This is a genomic window from Sphingobium sp. 3R8, assembly GCF_020166615.1.
In the GTDB taxonomy this organism is placed as follows: Bacteria; Pseudomonadota; Alphaproteobacteria; order Sphingomonadales; family Sphingomonadaceae; genus Sphingobium; species Sphingobium bisphenolicum.
The window spans coordinates 33,441-53,244 of record NZ_JAIQXR010000024.1 but is presented as its reverse complement, the minus strand read 5'-3'; the positions used below and the strand labels follow the sequence as shown (position 1 = coordinate 53,244).

18 protein-coding genes are annotated in these 19,804 nt (G+C 64.7%); 11 read left to right on the top strand and 7 right to left on the bottom strand.

Translation table 11 applies throughout. The annotated features are described in order from the left end of the window. Positions 1 to 46: 46 nt before the first annotated feature. From dxs to K9B33_RS19380, 5 genes are all read right to left on the bottom strand, one after another. Positions 47 to 1,966 carry a 1-deoxy-D-xylulose-5-phosphate synthase gene (dxs, locus tag K9B33_RS19400; protein ID WP_390902422.1) on the bottom strand — a complete coding sequence of 640 codons (1,920 nt, stop codon included), beginning with the start codon at positions 1,964 to 1,966 and terminating at the stop codon, positions 47 to 49. Between the two features lie 87 nt (positions 1,967 to 2,053). Then, positions 2,054 to 2,518, bottom strand: a complete 465-nt coding sequence (locus K9B33_RS19395; RefSeq protein ID WP_224550721.1) for a Fur family transcriptional regulator — start codon at positions 2,516 to 2,518, stop codon at positions 2,054 to 2,056. Between the two features lie 51 nt (positions 2,519 to 2,569). Continuing rightward, positions 2,570 to 2,896, bottom strand: coding sequence for a DUF423 domain-containing protein (locus K9B33_RS19390; protein WP_224550719.1), 327 nt, complete (start codon positions 2,894 to 2,896; stop codon positions 2,570 to 2,572). Next, positions 2,893 to 4,689, bottom strand: a complete 1,797-nt coding sequence (locus tag K9B33_RS19385; RefSeq protein WP_224550718.1) for a cation:proton antiporter — start codon at positions 4,687 to 4,689, stop codon at positions 2,893 to 2,895. Before K9B33_RS19385 ends, K9B33_RS19390 begins: the two co-directional genes overlap by 4 nt. Next, entirely contained in the window at positions 4,689 to 5,123 is a 435-nt protein-coding gene (locus K9B33_RS19380) for an iron-sulfur cluster assembly scaffold protein (protein ID WP_224550717.1), read from the bottom strand. The genes K9B33_RS19385 and K9B33_RS19380 overlap by 1 nt, the downstream gene beginning before the upstream one ends. A gap of 178 nt (positions 5,124 to 5,301) precedes the next feature. Here K9B33_RS19380 and K9B33_RS19375 point away from each other — a divergent pair, with 178 nt between their 5' ends. After that, a complete protein-coding gene (locus K9B33_RS19375) occupies positions 5,302 to 5,751 on the top strand; it encodes a YaiI/YqxD family protein (RefSeq protein WP_224550715.1) in 450 nt (149 codons plus the stop codon). Beyond that, the gene (locus tag K9B33_RS19370; protein ID WP_224550714.1) at positions 5,751 to 6,938 is read left to right on the top strand and encodes an NAD(P)/FAD-dependent oxidoreductase; all 1,188 of its coding nucleotides are present in this window, start codon (positions 5,751 to 5,753) and stop codon (positions 6,936 to 6,938) included. The genes K9B33_RS19375 and K9B33_RS19370 overlap by 1 nt, the downstream gene beginning before the upstream one ends. A 120-nt stretch (positions 6,939 to 7,058) precedes the next feature. On the opposite strand, the gene K9B33_RS19365 is transcribed toward K9B33_RS19370, so the two are convergent. Both K9B33_RS19365 and K9B33_RS19360 read right to left on the bottom strand, forming a co-directional pair. Then, entirely contained in the window at positions 7,059 to 7,805 is a 747-nt protein-coding gene (locus tag K9B33_RS19365; protein WP_224550712.1) for a LytR/AlgR family response regulator transcription factor, read from the bottom strand. Positions 7,806 to 7,810: 5 nt separating this feature from the next. Next, positions 7,811 to 8,923, bottom strand: coding sequence for a sensor histidine kinase (locus K9B33_RS19360; RefSeq protein WP_224550711.1), 1,113 nt, complete (start codon positions 8,921 to 8,923; stop codon positions 7,811 to 7,813). 154 nt (positions 8,924 to 9,077) lie between these two features. Here K9B33_RS19360 and K9B33_RS19355 point away from each other — a divergent pair, with 154 nt between their 5' ends. The 9 genes from K9B33_RS19355 to K9B33_RS19315 all read left to right on the top strand — a co-directional run bounded on the left by K9B33_RS19355 (position 9,078) and on the right by K9B33_RS19315 (position 19,666). Beyond that, positions 9,078 to 9,299 (top strand): hypothetical protein, encoded by a 222-nt coding sequence (locus tag K9B33_RS19355; RefSeq protein ID WP_224550709.1) that lies wholly within the window; start codon positions 9,078 to 9,080, stop codon positions 9,297 to 9,299. A 77-nt stretch (positions 9,300 to 9,376) separates the two neighbouring features. Next, positions 9,377 to 9,631: a hypothetical protein gene (locus K9B33_RS19350; protein ID WP_224550708.1), complete on the top strand. Its 255-nt coding sequence runs from the start codon at positions 9,377 to 9,379 to the stop codon at positions 9,629 to 9,631. Positions 9,632 to 9,706: 75 nt separating this feature from the next. Continuing rightward, entirely contained in the window at positions 9,707 to 10,057 is a 351-nt protein-coding gene (locus K9B33_RS19345; protein WP_224550707.1) for a winged helix-turn-helix domain-containing protein, read from the top strand. A 23-nt stretch (positions 10,058 to 10,080) separates the two neighbouring features. Continuing rightward, positions 10,081 to 10,479 (top strand): STAS/SEC14 domain-containing protein, encoded by a 399-nt coding sequence (locus tag K9B33_RS19340; protein WP_318011156.1) that lies wholly within the window; start codon positions 10,081 to 10,083, stop codon positions 10,477 to 10,479. Positions 10,480 to 10,583: 104 nt separating this feature from the next. Next, positions 10,584 to 12,974 carry a TonB-dependent receptor gene (locus K9B33_RS19335; RefSeq protein ID WP_224550705.1) on the top strand — a complete coding sequence of 797 codons (2,391 nt, stop codon included), beginning with the start codon at positions 10,584 to 10,586 and terminating at the stop codon, positions 12,972 to 12,974. A gap of 207 nt (positions 12,975 to 13,181) precedes the next feature. Then, on the top strand, positions 13,182 to 13,730 hold the full coding sequence (locus K9B33_RS19330) for a hypothetical protein (RefSeq protein WP_224550704.1): 549 nt from the start codon (positions 13,182 to 13,184) through the stop codon (positions 13,728 to 13,730). A 129-nt stretch (positions 13,731 to 13,859) separates the two neighbouring features. Beyond that, positions 13,860 to 14,270 (top strand): hypothetical protein, encoded by a 411-nt coding sequence (locus tag K9B33_RS19325; protein ID WP_224550703.1) that lies wholly within the window; start codon positions 13,860 to 13,862, stop codon positions 14,268 to 14,270. A 716-nt stretch (positions 14,271 to 14,986) separates the two neighbouring features. Then, positions 14,987 to 17,962 carry a TonB-dependent receptor domain-containing protein gene (locus K9B33_RS19320; protein ID WP_224550702.1) on the top strand — a complete coding sequence of 992 codons (2,976 nt, stop codon included), beginning with the start codon at positions 14,987 to 14,989 and terminating at the stop codon, positions 17,960 to 17,962. A 117-nt stretch (positions 17,963 to 18,079) separates the two neighbouring features. Next, the gene (locus K9B33_RS19315) at positions 18,080 to 19,666 is read left to right on the top strand and encodes a carboxylesterase/lipase family protein (protein WP_224550700.1); all 1,587 of its coding nucleotides are present in this window, start codon (positions 18,080 to 18,082) and stop codon (positions 19,664 to 19,666) included. The last annotated feature ends 138 nt before the right edge of the window (positions 19,667 to 19,804 follow it).

The window sequence follows — 19,804 nt, the reverse complement described above, 5'->3', positions numbered from 1 at the left end:
CCTATATGATCCGATTTTCCTTTACAGGCAACCCTATGGTTGCTGGTCAGGCCCGCGCTTCCGTGCCCACGCTGTTGTGGCGCAGCGCAGTGAGGACTGTGTCCACGATCGCGTCGGCATCCAGCCGGGCGTCGGCATATTGTTTTTCGGGCTTGTCCTGATCCTGGAAAATGTCGGGCAGGCGCATGGTGCGCAGCTTGAGGCCATTGTCGATCAGGCCGAGATCGCTGGCCAGCGTCAGGACATGCGCGCCCAGACCGCCGATCGCGCCTTCCTCGATGGTCACGGCGACTTCGTGGCTGGTCAGCAGCTTGCGGATCAGCGCTTCGTCCAGCGGCTTGGCGAAGCGCAGGTCGGCGACGGTGGTGGACAGGCCCTTGGCCTCCAGCGCTTCGGCGGCCTTGAGTGCTTCTTCGAGGCGGGTGCCGAGCGAGAGGATGGCGACCTGCCGCCCTTCGCGGACCAGACGGCCCTTGCCGATTTCAAGCCGTTCGGGAATTTCCGGCATGGCGACGCCAGTGCCGTTGCCGCGCGGATAGCGCAGCGCGATCGGGCCGCTATCATGCATGGCGCAGGTATGGACCATATGAACCAGTTCGGCTTCGTCCGCCGCGGCCATCACCACCATGTTGGGCAGGGTCGCAAGATAGGTGACGTCGAAACTGCCCGCATGGGTCGAGCCGTCGGCGCCGACCAGGCCGGCGCGGTCGATGGCGAAGCGGACGGGCAGGTTCTGGATCGCGACGTCATGCACGACCTGGTCGTAGGCACGTTGCAGGAAAGTCGAATAGATGGCGCAGAAGGGGCGCATCCCTTCGGCCGCGAGGCCCGCAGCGAAGGTGACGGCATGTTGTTCGGCGATGCCGACGTCGAAGCTGCGGTCGGGGAAGGCCAGTTCGAACTTGTCGAGGCCGGTGCCCGACGGCATCGCCGCGGTGATGGCGCAGACCTTGGGATCGCGCTGCGCTTCGGCGATGAGCGCCTGGGCGAAGACATTGGTGTAGCTGGGCGGTCCGGGCGGGGCCTTCGCTTGCGTGCCGGTGACGATGTCGAACTTCTGGACACCATGATATTTGTCGGCCGCCGCTTCGGCCGGGCCATAGCCCTTGCCCTTCTGCGTGACGACATGGACGAGGCACGGCCCTTCGGCCGCGTCGCGGACGTTTTCCAGCACCGGAATCAACTGGTCGAGATTATGGCCGTCGACCGGACCGACATAATAGAAGCCCAGTTCCTCGAACAAAGTGCCGCCCATCGCCATGCCGCGGGCGAACTCGTCCGTTTTGCGCGCGGCATTGTGGAGCGGGCGGGGCAGTTTGCGGGCGAGGCGCTTGGCGATGTCGCGCAGGCCGAGAAATTCGCGGCTGGAGACGAGGCGGGCGAGATAGGCGGACAGGCCGCCGACCGGGGGTGCGATCGACATATCATTGTCGTTGAGGATGACGATCAGGCGATTGCCGGCCGCGCGGGCGTTGTTCATCGCCTCATAGGCCATGCCCGCCGACATGGCGCCATCGCCGATGACGGCGATGCCCTTGCCGGGGCGATCCTGCATCTTGTTGGCGACGGCGAAGCCCAGCGCCGCGCTGATCGAGGTGGAACTGTGCGCCGCGCCGAAGGGGTCATAATCGGATTCGGCGCGCTTGGTGAAGCCGGACAGGCCGCCGCCCATGCGCAGGGTGCGGATGCGGTCACGCCGGCCGGTCAGGATCTTGTGCGGATAGCATTGGTGGCCGACGTCCCACACCAGCTTGTCCTGGGGGGTATCGAACACATAATGGATCGCGGTGGTCAGTTCTACCACGCCGAGGCCCGAGCCGAGATGGCCGCCGGTCACGCCGACGGCGGAGATGACCTCCTGCCGCAGTTCGTCTGCCAACTGGCGAAGCTGGTCGGGCTTGAGGGCGCGCAGGTCCGACGGCCAGACGACCTGGTCGAGGAGCGGGGTTTCCGGGCGATCATTCATCAAAGACATAGGCTCCCGAGGCCCAAAGGCCGTTCCGGATCAAAGCAAGGCCCGCTAGGCCGTTCCGGGCGGCAGCGCAACGCTCCATCAGGCCGCACATTTCGCACAGGTGCCCAATATCTCGATCACCGGCCGTTCGGCTTGGAAGCCTTCCTGCGCCGCGACCGCGCGCACGTCGCCGGTCACCTTGTCGTCATCGACATGGGTCGCCTGCTTGCAGGTGCGGCAGACCAGAAAGATGCAGTCATGGTGGCAGCCGGGATGGGCGTTGGCGATATAGGCGTTGGCGCTTTCGACGCGCATCGCGATGTTGTTGGTCACGAACAGGTCGAGGATGCGATAGACGCTGTTGGGCGCGACCCGCTTGCCGCGCGCCTTCGACACCGTATCCGCTATGTCATAGGCCGAGGCCGGACGCTCTTCCGCCGCGAGCGCATCGAAAATGGCGGCGCGCATCGGCGTCCATTGTTCGTCCTGCGCCTCCAGCGTCAGGCGCGCGGCGTCGGCGAGCTTGGTGCCGGTCGGTTCGTGATGGTGATGATGGTCGGCCATGGCGTTCAATCTAGGCTTGCGGAGGATCGGGGGCAAGGGCGCGCGATGGTGTCAGCGCTGCCCGAAGGACCATGCGGCCCAGAGCCAGCCCGCGATCATCAACGTGCCGCCGACCGGCGTGACCGCGCCCAGCCATTTGGGGCCGCCCAGCGCCATGGCATAGAGGGTGAGCGCGAAGATCGCCGCGCCCGCCAGCATCAGCGCCGCCGCGCCGCGGGCAACCCCGGTGACGGCGATCGCGGCGACCGCGTGGATCAGCTGGTAGAGGCCGCCGGTGCGCAGCCATTCCGCTGCCTTGGGATCAGTGACGCCGTGGGCGCCAAAGGCGCCAGCCCCTATCGCCAGTGCCGCCGACAGGCAGGCCAGTATCGCGATCATGCCTTTTCTCCATCCCCTCTGCTAAGCAGCCGCATGGACTTGCCGGGGCGATACATCAAGTCCTTGGCCGCGAGCAGATTGCCATGTTCGATCTGGAGCGCCATGCGATCGGCGTCATTCTGGCGATATTGGCGCTCGACTTCCTCGACCTCCTCGTCCGGCACGCCCAGGGACTGCATCGCCTGCACGCCCATGCAGATGGCCGATTCATAGACTTCGCGGACGATGCCGGCGAGGTCCATGTCCTGCAATTCCAGCAATTGCCGCCGGTCGAAGGCGCGAACCATCAAGGCGGCCTGGGGGAAGGCCTGGGCGATCGGCTGGAGCGCGCGCGAATCGAGCGAGGGGTCGTCGATGCAGAAGGCGATGAGGCGCGCTTCGTCCGCGCCGGCGCGGTGGAGCAGATCCATGCGGGTGCCGTCGCCATAATAGACCTTCATGTCGAAGCGGCTCGATACCTCGATCTGGGCCGGCTTCTTGTCGATCAGGGTGACGGCGAAACCATGGCCCATCAGCATTTGCGCTACGGTCTGGCCGAAGCGGCCATAGCCCACGATGATGGCCGAGCCGCGCGGCGCATCGTCCGGCCCCGGCAGGTCGTGGTCCCTGGGCTTGGCGAACTCGAAGCGGCGGGCGAAGAGCATCAGGAAAGGCGTCGTCGCCATGGAGAAGGTGACGATGGCGGCGAACAGGCTGGCGGCTTCCGGTGCGATCAGCAGCGCATTCTGCGCCTGGGTGAAGAGGACGAAGCCGAATTCGCCGCCCTGGCTGAGCAGCAGGCCCGCGCCCAGCGCCGGACGCCATTCCATGCCGAACAGACGGGCGAGGCCGGTGATGATCGCGGCCTTGGTCGCGACCAGGACGACCGCCATGGACAGGACGAACAGCGGGTTGGCAGCCACGGCACGCAGGTCCAGCACCATGCCGACGGCAAGGAAGAAGAGGCCGAGCAGGATCGAGCGGAATGGCTCGACGTCGGATTCGATTTCATGCCGGTAGGGCGAATCGGCGAGCATGACGCCCGCGACGAAAGCGCCCAGCGCGGTCGAGAGGTGCAGGCTGTGCATCAGGGCGGCGGCGGCGAGCACGGTGAAGAGGCCGACGACGACGAACATCTCGCGCTCGCCCATGCGGCCGACCAGGCCCAGTAGCGGGCGCAGGATGAAGCGACCGGCCAGCACGAGGCCGGCGATGGCGGCGACGGTATAGCCCGCCATCATCCAGCCCGGCGGCCCCCCGGCATCGGCAGGATTGCGGGACAGGGCGGCGACGATGGTGATGAGCGGGACGATCGAGAGATCCTGGAACAGCAGGATCGAGAAGACCTTCTCGCCGAAGGGGGAGTTGATGCGGCCGCTGGACTTCAGGCCCGGCAGCACCTGCGCGGTCGAGGAGAGAGCGAGCGGCAGGCCGAGCGCGATCGCCGCCCCCCAACTAAAGCCGGTGGAATAGAAGATGATCGCGGTGAGGATGCAGCCGCACAGCACGACCTGCGCGAGACCGAGCGCGAAGATGTCGCGTTTGAGGCGCCAGAGCCGGGCGGGATGGAGTTCGAGGCCGACGAGGAACAGCAGCAGGACTATGCCGATTTCAGCGATGGCGAGTTTCGATTCGCCGCCGCCGACAAGGCCCAGACCCTGCGGCCCGACCAAAGCGCCCGCGACTAAATAGCCCAGCACCGCGCCGAGGCCGAAGCGGCGGAACAGCATCACGAACAGCACGGCGGCGCCGAGCAGGATGACGCCTTCGGACAGGAGAATGTCGGTGGCGCTGACGGCCTGGTGCGCTTCCATCAGGCGTCGGCCTGTCTGGCGGCTTCGGCGATCGCTTCGAAGCCGAGGCGGATCGAGGCATGGCGGGCGGGATAGCCGCGCGCCGGGGCCAGCACGGAAAGGCCCGGCCAGAAGGCAAGATCATCGCTGTCGCCCGACAGATAGGCGGCGAGCCTGTCGCGGGCGTCGGCCAGTTCCTGCGCCGTCAAGCCGATGGCGTGGCCCGCCATCAGCGCGGCGGACGCCTGGCCGAGCGCGCAGGCTTTCACATCGAGGCCCATGTCGGCGAGGCGGCCGTCGGCCATCCGCACGTCGGCCGTCACGCGCGACCCGCAGGTGGGGGATCGCTTCTCGACGCTGGCCTGTGCGTCCGGCAGCCGCTGGTGGTGCGGGATGTCGGCGGCGAGCCGCAATATGTCCTTGTTATACAGGGGAGCGTTGGGAGGGGCGTTCATGCCGACCCATGTAGGACAGGAGCGGCGCGGGGTGAAGGCGGGGAATGGCGGGAAGCGAAATAACCGGCTTTTCTATTCAAATGACCGCCCCGTTCCCGCCCGCGCCGGAACAGGGCGGGTTCCACTCTTTAGCGTCCACCCATTGTCTCGACCGGTCCCACCGCCTATCGCCCAGCGCATGAAGATATTGGTCGATGCCGACGCCTGCCCCGTGAAGGAGGAGATCTACAAGGTCGCCTGGCGGCATGAAATCCCCGTGACGATCGTGAGCAACAGCCCGATCCGCATTCCCGCCCATCCTCTGCTCGACCGGGTGGTGGTGAGCGACGGGTTCGATGCGGCGGACGACTGGATCGCCGAGCGGGCCGATGCGGCGGCGCTGTGCATCACCGCCGACATATTGCTGGCCGATCGCTGCCTGAAGGCGGGAGCGGTGGTGATCGCGCCCAATGGCAAGCCGTTCACCCATAGTTCCATCGGCGCGGCGATCGCGACGCGGGCGATCATGGCGGATTTGCGGGCCGGCGGCGATCAGGTCGGCGGGCCGCCGCCCTTCGGCAAGAATGACCGCTCGCGCTTCCTGCAGGCGCTGGACGAGGCCATCGTCCGCCTGAAGCGGGAGCGGTGATGCTCGACGCTGATACAGGCATTTGGGATGCGATCGTGCTGGGCGCGGGCGCGGCGGGGATGATGTGCGCCGCGACCGCCGGGCAGCGCGGCAAGCGGGTGCTGCTGGTCGACCATGCCGACGCCGTGGGCAAGAAGATCCTGATATCGGGCGGTGGGCGGTGCAACTTCACCAATATCCATACTGCCGCAGATCGTTACCTGTCGGCCAATCCGCACTTCGCCAAGTCGGCGCTGGGGCGTTACACGGCGCAGGATTTCATCGGACTGGTCGATCGCTATGGCATCGCCTGGCATGAAAAGACGCTGGGGCAATTATTCTGCGACGGGTCGGCGAAGCAGATCGTCGCGATGCTGGAGGAGGAATGCGCCAAGGGCGGCGTGACGCCGGCGCTGGGGCAACCGATCGCGGATGTCGACCATGGCGAGGGCCTCTATCGGGTGACGATCGGCGCGACGGTGCATCGCGCGCCCGCGCTGGTGCTGGCGACCGGCGGTCCGTCGATCCCGAAGATGGGCGCGACCGGCTTCGCCTATGATGTGGCGCGCCATTTCGGGTTGAGCATCGTGCAGCCGCGCCCGGCGCTGGTGCCCTTCACCCTGGGGCCGGAGGAAGCGCTGTTCCAGTCGCTGGCGGGGGTGTCGGCCGATGTCGAAGTGCGTTGGAACAAGACGCGCTTTCGCGAGGCCGCGCTGTTCACGCATCGGGGGCTGTCCGGACCGGCGATGTTGCAGATTTCCTCCTACTGGCAGCATCGCACGCCGATCCAGGTGAATTTCCTGCCGGACAAGGCGGCGGACTGGTTGCTGGCGGAGAAGCGGGAGCGGCCGCGGGTCATGCTGCGCCGGGTGGTGGCGCAGGCGCTGACCGAGCGGCTGGCCGATACGCTGCTGGAGCGGATCGGGGTGCAGGGCGAGATGGGCAACCTGTCGGACAAGGCGCTGCGGCAAGTGGCCGCGCGATTGGGCGACTGGCCGTTCGCGCCGTCGGGTACGGAGGGCTATGCCAAGGCGGAGGTCACGGTCGGCGGCATCGCCACCGCGGGGCTGTCGTCGCGGACGATGGAGGCGGCGAAGGCACCGGGGCTGTATGCGATCGGCGAGGCGGTGGATGTCACCGGATGGCTGGGGGGCTATAATTTCCAATGGGCCTGGGCCAGTGGCGTGGCGGCCGGACAGGCCATTTAGCCGGCTTTAAATTCCGCCCATGCGGGCCTGCAAAGCGCGCTTTTCTGCGCTCCGGTGCTCAAAAATCACGCTTTTCGGCTCCACCTGAACTGAATTTAGAGCCGACTAACTTTCCGTTGATTACCGCCCCGTCATCGCCCGTGCGTTCGCCAGAAAGGTGCGGCCGATGCGGATTTCGCCGCCGTCGGCGAGCGCGGCGAACCACACGCCGCTGCCGTCGTGGCGCAGCCGGGCGATATGGTCGCGGCGGACGATATGGCTGCGGTGCAGGCGGACGAACTGCTGGGGGTCGAGCCGCTCCTCCAGGCTGCTGATCGTCTGGTGCAGCAGATAGCTGTGGCCGCCGACATGGAGGCGCATATAGTCGCGTTCCGCTTCGATCCGGTCGATCTGGTCGGTGGCGATGCGGATCAGTTCGGAGCGATGCGGCACCCAGAATTCTTCGGCCCATTCGGGCTGTGGTTCGCTGGAGATGGTGGGCGCTGTATCGGACGTCAGGTTGCGCAGCGCCACTTCGACCCGATCGATCGCGCGGGTCAGGCGATCATGGGCGACGGGCTTGAGCATATAATCGACCGCGGCGAGATCGAACGCCTCGACCGCGAACCCCTCGAACGCGGTCACGAAAATCACCGCGGGGCGGATGCCCATGCGCCCCACCGCGCGGGCGACGCCGATGCCGTCCAGCAAGGGCATGGCGATGTCGAGCATGACAAGGTCGGGCTTCAGCCCTTCGATCAGGCGCAGCGCGGCTTCGCCGTCGGTGGCGGTGCCGACCAGGGCGATGCGCGGTTCGCGCGCGCAGAGCATCTGGAGACGTTCGACGGCGAGCGGTTCGTCATCGACGATCATGGTGCGGATAGACATGGACGTCAGCAACCCCGGCGGATGATAGGCAAGGTGAGGAGGACGGAGAAGCCGTCCCCTTCGCGCGGACCATAAGCGATACGGCCGGAATCGCCAAAGCGGGCGGTCAGGCGGTCGCGGACATTGGCAAGCCCGATGCCGCTGCCGCTGTCCGACAGGCTGGGCGGATTGTCGCCATCGTCGGTGACGGCGATGTGCATCAGGCCGCCATCCTCGCGCGCGGTGATGCGGATCTCGACCGGGCTGGAGGTGCGCGAGACGCCATATTTGATCGCATTCTCGACCAGCGGCTGGAGGATGAGACCGGGGACGCAGGCGCTCATCAGCGCGGGCGGGATGTCGATCACCGTGTGGAGCCGGTCGGGGAAGCGCACCGCTTCGATATCCAGATAGAGTTTCTGGAGATGGACCTCCTCCTCCAGCGGAACGTCGTCGAGCGGGTCGCCGGTCAGGCTGGTGCGGTAGAAGTTGGAGAGCGACATGATCATCTGTTCCGCTTCGTCCGGGCGGTTGCGCATGACCAGGGTGGATAGCGAGTTGAGCGTATTGAACAGGAAATGCGGATTGACCTGATAGCGTAGCGAGCGCAGTTCGGCCTGCTGGGCAGCCTTTTCCAGCCGTGCGGCGCGGCGTTCGGTGCGATGGGCTTCGCTGGCATAGGACAGGGCCAGATAGAGACCCGCCCAGGCGGCGAGGAAGAAATAGCGGCTGAGCGCGTCCTCCACGATCGAGACGAGGAGATAGCCCTGCTCCTTGGTCATCTTCATCATCTCGCCTTCGGAGATGAAATTGCCCGGATCATAGACGTTGAAGATATAGTAGTTGGCTGCCGCCATGGCGAGTGCGAAGGGAGCTGCGAGCGAGAAGGCGGCGACGATTCTGATGCTCAGCGGCTTCGCGTCGAAGCGCCGCAGCGCCAGATAGAGTATCCAGGTCACGATGATGCCGATCACGGTGACGATGATGCGGCGGACCGCCATCTCCCCTTGTGATTCGAAGCCTACGATCGCGGCCCGGAGCGACACCAGCAAGGCATAGAAAAACCAGAAGCCCAGGATGGAATAGAGTGCGATCGGCGGCGCCACGCCGCGATCGCCGTCTTCGGGAAGATCAGTCATAGCCTCTGTCTACCCCCCGCCGCGGCGAAAGTCTGTAGGCCACCCGGTTACTGGTCGAACTGGCGGCGGCGTTTGTCGAAGGTGGGCGGGGCGAGGATGTGCGGAACCGCGTCGCCGCGCCGTCCGTTGATCCCGTCAGATGCAGGAGAGAGACATGACGGACGATAATAAGACAGACATGCGTCCCAACAGTCGCGAGGAAGCCGGCGACGCGCGTGAGAGCGATGCGCAGGACCATGTGCTGGATCATGACGAAAAGCGAGACGAAAGCCTGAAGGATTCGATGGATGCATCCGATCCGCCATCGACCACCAAGCCTGGCGACAAGGGCGATCCGGTGCCGTCGTCCGGCTACAAGGAAGGCGAGGATCAATAGCTACGGCGAAACGAACATGCTATTCAGAGGGTGGTAGAGCGAAACCGCCGCCACCGCGAGAGAGGAGCTTCACATCCATGCCGACGTCCACCACCCCCGCCATCGAGCGTATCGCCCGCGTCCTGGCCGGTCGCCAGTTGAGCCTGAACGGCGGCGGCAGCGATCCCCATGCGGCCGGCGCAGTGGATGCGGCCTGGCCGGCACATGTCGATGACGCCTATGCCATCCTCCATACGCTGCGCGAGCCCGATGCGCAGATGGCGCAGGCGGGCGATGTCGGGGTGTGGCGCGCGATGATCGGCGCGGTGCTGGAGCGACGCGCGGGCGCCTGAACCGGCACCCGACATTAACGGCTTTCCGACAACTGGCGTTGGCCGCCGTCGCGCGTTATGACGGGCGGTGAGCCGATGCTGAAGATCAAGATCCAGATTTATTGCGGTGACCAGATCGCCATGGGGCCGGGCAAGGCCGACCTGCTCGACGCGATCGCGGCCGAGGGGTCGATTTCCGCTGCCGGGCGCAAGCTGGGCATGAGTTATCGCCGCTGCTGGCTGCTGGTGGACGTGATGAACCGCTGCTGGGCGCAGCCGCTGGTGGCGACGTCGAGCGAGGGGGCGCGACTGACCGAGATGGGCGCAGCGGTGCTGTGCGACTATCGGGCCTTGCAGCAGGCTGCATCGGATGCGGGCGACGAAGGCTGGCCGACGCTGGAACGGCGGTTGCGGGCCGAACCACTGGCCGCCCAGGCAGCGGAATAAGATTTCGGTAAGGCGGATGGGGCATGAGGGCCGTGGAGGCTTTCATCATGTACGACATCAATTTTCGCCACGATATCAACCTACTCGACATAAGTTGGCATGGCCTGTTCAGCGGCGAAGCCGTGGCCGCCTATGCGCGGGAGGTGAGGGCGCGGTTCGTGACCGAGGGGTTTTCGCCCGGCTATCGATTGCGCATGGACATGCGCCGCAGCGCGGTGCAGCCGCAGGACGCGGTGGCGGCGTTTCGCGAACATCTGGGCGAAGGGCTGTTTCCCCGGGCGTCGCGCATCGCGATCGTCACGCCAAGCGCCATCGCGAAATTGCAGGTGCGGCGGGAAATGACCCAGTCCTATCTGCGCATCTTCGCCGACGCTGACGCGGCGTTCGTCTGGCTGATGGAAGTCCAGACGGCAGCGGCCTGAAGACCGAAAGCGACGGCGAGTAAGACGGTTGTTTCATCTTTTTGGAGCTATATCCGAATATATATAGCACGTCCCTTGCAGCCGGTTTATCGATCCCGCGAATCATGGGGGATGACAGGGTGGCGGCGGGGATGAAGATGGCGGCGGCGGTCCTGATGGGATCGGCCGCCTTGACCGGCGGCATGGCGCAGGCTGCGGAAGGCGATGCGGGCGACCGCGCGATCGTCGTCGTGACGGCGCGGTTGCGCGAGGAAGACCCGCAGCAGGTGCCCGCCGCGCTCAGCATCGTCAGTGGCGAGGAACTGACCCGCACCTATACGGTCAATGTCAGCCAGTTGAGCCAGTTGGTGCCGGCGCTCAATTATTCGTCCGCCAATCCCCGCAACACCGCCTTCACCATTCGCGGGCTGGGGTCGAGCGTGGTGGCGGTGAGCCAGGCCAATGACGGGCTGGAGCCGGGCGTGGGTTTCTATGTCGATGGCGTCTATCATGCCCGGCCGGCGACGGCGGCGTTCGACTTCACCGATATCGAGCGGGTCGAGGTGCTGCGCGGGCCGCAGGGGACGTTGTTCGGCAAGAACACGACAGCGGGCGCGATCAACATCCTGTCGAAAAAGCCCGGTTTCGACTGGGGCGGGGAAGCGGAACTATCCTATGGCAGCCGCGATTTCCGGCAGGCCAGGGCGGCGGTGACGGGGCCGATCGCCAGCGACGTGCTGGCGTTCCGCCTGTCGGGATCGGTGACGCGGCAGGATGGCTCTATCCGCAATATCGCGCGGGATGAGGATCAGAATACTATCCATAATGACGCGATCCGCGGGCAATTGCTGTTCGCGCCATCGGACGATTTTTCGCTGCGGCTGATCGGCGACTGGTCGAATTTCAAGAATAACTGCTGCGCGCAGGTGCATGTGCGCGTTGCGCCGACGCTCAAGCCCGCCGCCCAGCAATATGCCGCGCTGGCCGCCAACGCGCCGGGTGGCGCCTATGCTCCGCCGAGCGCCAATCCCTATGACCGGGTGACCGACAATGACGCGCCGCTGGGCGTGGACACCAATGAGGGCGGGGTGTCGGGAATCGCCGAGTGGAGGCTGGGCGGCGCGACGCTGACGTCGATCAGCGCCTGGCGCTTCTGGAACTGGGATGCGGGGAACGACCGCGACTATACCGGGCTGCATATCCAGACGACCCAGCATATCCCATCGCGGCAGGACCAGTTTTCCCAGGAATTCCGCATCGGTTCCAACACGCCCGGCAATGTCGACTATGTCGCGGGCCTCTATTATTTCCACCAGAAGATCGTGGGCCATCCTATCAGCATCTATGGGCCGCTGGCGATCTATTGGCTGCTGCCGGGGCGGCCGGCGGACCTGCTGGACGGATACCAGACCGCCGGGCGCACCGATTTCCGGTCGGAAAGCTTCGGCATATTCGGCGAGGTGACATGGCGGCCGCTGCCCCGGATCGCGATCACCGGCGGCATAAGATATACCTATGAAGAGAAGGACGGCGTCTATGCTGTAAGGGCTTTTGGCGGGCTGACCACGGGGCTGACGCCTGCCTTGGCCAGCGACAAAAATTCGATCCTGCGCAGCCAGTCCTATAGCGCTCATCTGGGCGATGGCAGCGCATCGGGGCGGGTGAACATCGCCTATGACCTGACCGACGGGGTGATGGCCTATACCAGTTTCGCGCGCGGGCAGAAGTCGGGCGGGATCAATATGTCGGGCCTGCCGGTCTATCCCGCCGGTGTGCCGGGCCATGCGTCGGGCGACCCGATCCTGAGCACGGTGACGGTGCGGCCGGAGAAGAACAGCACATGGGAAGGCGGATTCAAGACCCGGCTGCTGGACGACGCGCTGACCTTCAACATCGACGCCTATTATACCCGCGTCACCGATTTCCAGGCCAATGTGGTGGACAGCGCGGCGGTGATCGCGCTGCGCAGCTATCTGGCCAATATTCCCAAGGTGACGGTCAAGGGGATCGAGTTCGACGCCGCGGCGCGAGTGGGGACACGGCTGACGCTGCGGGCGGCGGGGGCCTATTCGGATGGCGTCTATTCCAGCTATCCCAAGGGACCATGCCCGATCGAGAAGACAGGCAGCGGCACGGCGCAATGCGACCTGTCGGGGCAGGGGATGCCGGGCCTGCCCAAATGGACCGGATCGGCGGGCGGCGAATATCGCCTGCCCGTGTCGATGGCGGGTCGCGAGGGCGAGGTCGTGCTGCGCGCCGACGCGGTGACGCGCACGAAGATTTTCGGTGATGCGACCGGGTCGGCCTATACCGTCATCAAGGGCTATACGCTGGTCAATGGCAGCATCGGCTATCGCACGCCGCGTTGGGAGGTGGCGGTGTTCGCGCGGAACATCTTCGACAAAAATTATATGCAGAACCTGACCGTGCAGGCTGGCAATAGCGGGCTGATCGTCGGCACGCCGAGCGATCCGCGCACCATCGGCGTGACATTGCGCACCGCGCTGGGCGGTTGAGGCGTGCCCTGTGCCTGGTCGCTGGCGCGGGGCTTGGGCGTTGAGATGATTGCCGAAAATTCCGTTCGCCGCAGTCATGAGATTTACATGTTGCGCTGCAAAAAGAAATCTGGTCCCTTGTGAACAGCGGTGGAACAGGCCCTTAAGCCTTCAGTAACCATAGAGGGCGCATGTTCCATCCTACGACTTCAAGTCGGAGGGCATGACATGGGTACGAGTGCAAGACCGGCGGATGGGGCTGTAACCCTGGCGGAACTGCGAGAGTTCGCAAGCTTCTCATCCTCCACGCAACGCTATATTCGCCGATCGCTGGATATCGGGCTGCATCGCCGCGACGCGATGAAGCTGTGGTCCCGCGACATGGTCGAGGAAGCCTCCATCCGGGCGCAGGCGCGCATCTATGGACGGCTGGACGAGATCAAGGCGCATGTCCCCGATGACAGCGGTCTGGAGCAGGTGGAGCCGTTCATGGCGCCGCTGGTGACCATCTCCGCCTTCGACCTGGGCCAGGACCGGCTGGGCAGCTTTTCCTCCTACCGCTTCCTCTACGAGCGACTGCTGGGCGCGGGGGCGCGACCCTGGTTGCCGGGCGCCTTCTGCGCCGCGGCCAGCCTGCCGCACCTCCACCCCGAAAAGCGGCGCGCGCTGCTCCAGTCGATCAGCGAGGCGGCGGCGACGGCGGTGGGCTGGTCCAATCGCGAACCGACCTTCTACCCCGAATGGGTGGAGAAGGTGGATCTTTCCAAAGCGAACTGAGCTGGACCTCTGCGGTCCGGGCTAGTTCGCCTTAACGAAGAGGCCGCGTGGGGTGGGGGCCCTGCGCGGCCTTTTTCATGTCCATGGCGGCGGCGCTGGGCTAACGTCCGGCTTTGACGGGAGGGGTGGATGATCGCGACGATGATGGTGATGGCCGCGCTGGCCGGGGCAAGCGACATTGGCGTCGCCGATCCGCAGCGGCGGGTACTGCTCGACGCGCTGCGGCCGGCGATCGAACGCGACCTGGGGCAGAAAGTGCAATTTGTGGTGCGGACGCTGCGGCGGCAGGACAGATGGGCCTTCGCCCATGTCGTGCCGCAGACGCGGGCCGGCGGGGCGATCGATTTCCGCAAGACGCGCCACGCCGAGCGGGTGCGCGAGGGGATATTCGACGGGCCCGACGTCTATGCGCTGCTGGAGCAGAACGATGGGCGGTGGATGGTGCGGGAGTTCGTGGTCGGGCCGACCGACGTGGCCTATGCGGCCTGGCCCGACGAGTTCGGCGCGCCGGCGGGCTTGTTGCAGTTGCGTACGCCTTAAAGAGTTCAGCGTGCCCGGCAGGGAAGGTGCAGGACTTCAGGGAAAAGGCTCGTCATGGCGCCACCATCGGGTCAGTCGACGGTCCAGCGCCGAAGCCGGCTATGTCGCGACAGGGTTGATCGGCCCATGATTGAGCGGACGCAGAAATCCACGTCGGGCATAGGGAGGGCATTTATGCGCGCGTCGATGTGACGAGTAGGACTATATCGTCGCGCCTGGACGTTCTTGGGAAGGACTGCATCCGCGCGAACGTCGTTCGATTTATGCCATGTCTTCATCGGGTGGTCAGGCAACTTCGCACGGTGAAGGACGCTGACCGACCATTTTTACCGCGCGGTCAGCGGGTGATGGACGCGCCGACGGAACGCCCGCTATGCGCGAGATGCTGGAATATCATCATATACAGGCTGCGGAAGCTGGACTGGTGTCGTGCCGAAACCAGATCCGTCGTGCCATCTCACATGAGATGGGTTGAGGCAGCGATCCGATCCTCATCCGACAGCTGTTGGTCAGGCAGGATCGTCAGGGCCTTTCGACATCGCGCCGATTTAAGCCGGTCGACGGCTATCGGTGCGGACATCCGCCAGTGGATCAATCACAAATTATATTGATCGTTTGGCAGTGATAAAAATCACTATATTGATTAGCCTGACCGCTTTAGAAAATTGGACAAGCCAAATCCGTCTGCAGAAGCGGTCGTCAAGAGGGGATACCAAATGCGCTATCATGAAGATGTCGCCCAATCGCATAGTCATTTTTTAGGTAGCCGCGCCGCATTGCTGCGCGCCGCGCTGCTGGGTGGAGCGTCGCTCCTTTTCATGGCCGGCACGGCGTCGGCCCAACAGGCCGCCGAAAGCGGTACGGCGGCGCCTGCGCCGCAAAGCGGTGTTGATGGCAGCGCCGATACCGCGGGGCAAGACATCGTCGTCACGGCGTCGCGCCTGTCGCGCAGCGGATATACGGCGCCCACGCCTACGACCGTCATCGGCCAGGAATTTCTGGAATCGCGCGCCATTACCAATGTCGGCGATGCGATCAACCGGGTTCCCGCCTTCCGCGCGGCGGTGTCGCCCAATGCCGGCGGCCTCGGGAATACCGGCGCTTTCCTGGCGGATCTGCGCGGATTGGGACCCACGCGCACGCTTGTGTTGCTGGATCGGGGCCGTTTGCCCCAGACGATCGTGCCGGGCGTCACCACCACGGCGGGATCGACCGACCTGAACGTCATTCCGACGGTATTGATCCGCAATTCCGACGTCGTCACCGGGGGCGCGTCGGCGGCTTACGGGTCCGATGCGGTGGCAGGTGTCATCAATTTCCAGATCGACGACAAGTTCGAAGGTATCAAGGGGTCCGTCCAATATAGCCAGACCCGTTATAAGGACGCGAAGAGCAAGTTCGCCACCCTGGCCGGCGGCACCAGCTTCGCCGACGGACGCGGCCATATCGTCGCGGGTTTCGAATATAATGATGATGGCGGGACTGGCTACTACAACACGGCGCGCGGATGGGGGCGGCAGGCGTGGAACAGCGCGGTCATCGCCAACCGGCCTGCCGGCACGCCCAGCACGGTCCTGGGTCCGAACGGCAACTATTATGGCGCGGCGAGCAGCGGCGGCGTGATCCAGACCGCCGGCGCGCTTCGCGGTCTGGCGTTCGTGCCGACGGCGAATGGCGGGGTGACGACGACGACGTTCAGCCGGGGCCTCAGCAACATGACGGCGAGCCTCGACTTCTTTACGCCCGAGGCGCTCGCAGCGAATGCCGCCGCGGGAATCAACAACCTCAATACGCAGCAACTCAGGCCCGAACAGACGCGCTACAGCGCGATGGGCCGCGTGTCGTTCGACCTCAATGACAGCCTGACCGTCTATGTCGAACCGCTTTATTCCAACGTCACCAGCACGGGTATCATCCTGGTGCGTCGCGACGGCGCGGGCGCCGGCCCTGCGCTCAACATCGCGCGGGACAATCCTTATCTCGCCCAGGCGCTGACCGCGGAGCAACTGGCGCAGGTGCCGACGACAGGTCTGGCTATCGGCTATTCGGGACAGGCTTTCGGACCCAATGTTCGCCGCATCGAGAATGAGGTGATCCGGGTTCAGAGCGGCGTGAAGGGCGATCTGGGCGGATCTTGGAAATGGGACGCGTCCTATCTGTTCGGACAGAATACATCGGACGTCCGGATCAGCAACAATTTCAACAACGTCAATTTCCGCAACGCGCTCGATGCGGTTTCGGTGGACGGCCAGATCGTTTGCCGCAACGCCGCTGCCCGCGCCGCAGGGTGCGTGCCCATCAACATTCTTGGTACCCCCCATGTCTCGGACGCCGCCAAGTCTTACATTCTGGGCACCGCGACGGGCAGGGGCCGGACGAGGCTGCATGATTTCGCCGCGAACATCCAGGGTGAGCCTTTCTCAACCTGGGCCGGGCCGGTGTCGGTCGGCGTCGGCGCGGAATATCGGCGGGAATCGGTCGAACTGACGACCGACGCGCTGTCGCGCTCGAATAGCTGGCTGTCGGGTACCGGGCTGACCCTTCCGCAAGTCAGCCAGAACGTCAAAGAAGTCTATGCTGAAGCCATCGTGCCGCTGGCGCAGGATATGGCCTTCGCGCGCAAGATCGAGTTCAACGGCGCTGCCCGCCTGACCGATTACAGCACGTCGGGCAGCGTCACCACCTGGAAGGCGGGTTTGACCTGGGAAGTGATCGATGGCCTGATGTTCCGCACCACGCGGTCGCGCGACATCCGCGCGCCTAACCTGATCGATCTGTTCACCCCCCAGACCCAGTCTCTGCCCTTGCCCGCCGATCCGCGTCCCGGAATCGCGGCTCCGACCAACAGCGCCGGATTCATCGTGGGCGGCAATGCCGACCTCAAGCCGGAAAAGTCGATCACCCAGACGGTCGGCGTGACCTGGCAGCCGTCGTTCCTGCGCGCGCTGCGCCTGTCGGTCGACTATTATAATATCGGGATCAAGGACGCGATCACGTCCACCGGTACGCAGGGTGTCGTCAACAACTGCTTCGTCGGCGGGATTTATACGGGCAATAGCTGGTGCTCGCTGATCAGTTTCGCCAATAATGATCCTGTTGCGGGCCAGTTGACCGGCGTGCGCGGCATCACCGCCAACGTCGCGCAATTCAAGACCCGCGGTCTGGATTTCCAGGCGACCTACAGCCAGAATCTGGACGATGTCGGCTTGGCGGGGACGCTGATGACCAACCTGCTAGCGACGCACGTCATGTCGTTCAAATCGTCCATCGACGTGTCGACCCTGTTCCCCAACGGCATCGACCGCGCCGGTCAGACCGGCGCGCAGTTCGGTGGCCCGGCCGGCCTCCCCAAATGGTTGTTCAACCTGACGCTGGATTATGAACTGGACCGTCTCGGCCTGAACGCCAATGTCCGCTATGTGTCGCCTTCGAGCCAGAATAACGGATTGTTCGGGCCTGACGAGCCGGAATATAATCCGGCGCTGACCACCAGCATCAGCAACAATAATATCCCGGCGGTCGCCTATCTCGACCTGGGCGCGCGATACAGCTTTGGCGCGGACAAGCAGTTCACGGTCTATTTCAACGTAGACAATATGTTCGACAAAGACCCGCCATTGCCCGCTAACGGCAGCGCCTATTATGATCTGATGGGCCGGACCTATAAGGGCGGCGTGCGGTTCAAATTCTAACACGGTTACGCCCGGCACAGGAGCTTTTCGGCTCTGGTGCCGGGCGTTGCATCCATCGGGTCCGGCGTTCTGCAAGGTCGATGTCGACAGGAGGAAATCATCCGCAGTCTCACCTCTTTGATAGCCATCGGCATCGGTTTGGCTGCATCGGCCGCCGCTGCGCCGGTTGCCAAGCAGAACCCGCACGTCACCCTCGATCAGGGGGTGATCGAAGGGGTCGGAATGTCGTCGGGCGGGCAGGCTTATCTGGGTATTCCCTATGCTGCGCCGCCGGTGCGCGACCTGCGCTGGCGCGACCCGCAGCCGCCCAAGCGCTGGAACGGCACCTATCATGCGGACCATTATGCCCCGCAATGTATGCAGCCGCAGCGCGGGGTGATGACCAACCAATATTCGGGCGCGGAAGTCACCAGCGAGGATTGCCTCTACCTCAACGTCTGGACGACCGCCGTGCGCAAGAAGGCGCCGGTTATCGTCTATATCCATGGCGGTGGCTTCTATGTCGGATCGTCCAGCATGGCGCTCTACGGGGGCGAAGCGGTCAGCCGCGAAGGCGCGGTCTTCGTCAATTTCAACTATCGCCTGGGCGCGCTGGGTTTCCTCGCGCACCCGGAACTCTCCGCGGAATCGTCGCACAAGACGTCGGGCAACTATGCCTTTCTCGACCAGATCGCGGCGCTGCAATGGGTCCGGCGCAATATCGCGCGGTTCGGCGGCGATCCCGACAATGTGACGATCGCGGGCCAGTCCGCCGGCTCGATGTCCGTTAGCGCGCTGCAGGCCTCCCCGCTCGCGCGCGGCCTGTTCCATCGCGCTGTCGGCATGAGCGGCGCGGTCCTAGATGGTCCCAGCGCCATGGCGCCCTTGCCGGATGCGGAGAAGGAGGGCGTCAAGCTGCAAACCTATTTGCGCGCCAGGTCGATCGCGGAACTGCGCGCCTTGCCCGCCGACCGGATCGTTGTGCCACGCATCGCGGATGGTCCCAAAATCGGTCCGGTGCAGGACGGCTATCTCTTTCCGCAGCCTGTCGAACAGATTTTCGCACAATCCGCCCAGAATGACGTGCCGCTGTTGCTTGGCTTCACCCATGACGAATCCTTTGGCGGGCTTGGCCCGATACAAGGGCTGGAAGCCTATCGAGCGAAAGCGAAGGCGAAATTCGGCGAGCAGGTTTCGACGTTCCTGAGCCTCTATCCGGCGTCGAATGACGAGCAGGCGCGCGCGCAGGCCCGGGCTGCCGATCGTGACGGAACCATGGCGGTCGGGATGGATAGCTGGGCGCGAGCACAGGCGGCGCATGGGCGGTCCAAGATTTTCAGCTATGAATTTTCGCGCGCGCACAGCTTCGCGCCGGGTGTCGTGCTGACCGATCTCGATCCTGCTACGGCGGGGGCTTATCATACGTCCGAAGTGCCGTTCTGGCTCGGTACGCTGGACAGTTTCAACCAATTCCGAACCACGCGCGCCTGGACGAGCGAGGACCGCCTATTCAGTCGGGCAATGACGCGTTCGCTGGTCGCTTTCGCCCGTACCGGCGATCCCAACAGTGCCGATTTGCACTGGCCCCGATATGACCCGTCCAGCCGGACATTGCTGGAACTGGGCAGGGCCGCTGGTCCTGGCAATTGGCCTGACGCGCGCAAGCTCGACTTCTTCCGCTCCGTCGCGGTTCGTTCCGCCACCGGCGGGGCCGTGCGGGACTAAATGATTTTATTATAGATTCAGGGCTGCACCCCTGCATCGGCTGGTCCGGTAGTCGGTTTTCTGTCGGCCACCGGATCAGCATTTTTGTGGTGCTATGCAGTGGACGGCCAAGTGGGGCCAATTGGATTGACAACCAAG